The organism is Salinimicrobium oceani (assembly GCF_012037645.1).
The window spans coordinates 1-328 of sequence record NZ_JAAVJR010001312.1 but is presented as its reverse complement, the minus strand read 5'-3'; the positions used below and the strand labels follow the sequence as shown (position 1 = coordinate 328).

The 328-nt window shown below is 44.8% G+C and carries 1 protein-coding gene; it reads right to left on the bottom strand.

Annotation, left to right across the window (positions count from 1 at the left end; all coding sequences use genetic code 11):
* Nucleotides 1-328: T9SS type B sorting domain-containing protein (locus tag HC175_RS21975; RefSeq protein ID WP_168139993.1), on the bottom strand; the 328-nt coding region annotated here is incomplete at both ends.

Sequence of the window (328 nt, the reverse complement as noted above, 5' to 3'; positions counted from 1 at the left end):
CTGCCGGTAGTACTCCGCTGCCGAAAGATCCTTCGGAAGAAGTTCCATCCCAACCTTCATTATCTCCAGCTTTTCCTTTATATACGGGCTCTCCCCATCTGTTATAGATCTCCATTTTGTGATTTGGATAGTTGGAGGAAAGATTTCTAATAAAGAAGCGGTCATTAACTCCGTCTCCGTTTGGAGAGAAAGCTTCGGGAAACTCACAGCTTTCCAGGGTGATGGTTACAGCAAGTCGTTCTGAACTCTCACAGTCTGAATCTGTACCGGTTGAGGTAGCATAATAAGTTATCCCATCCCTAAGGGTTGTAGAAGTAGTTAGAACGTC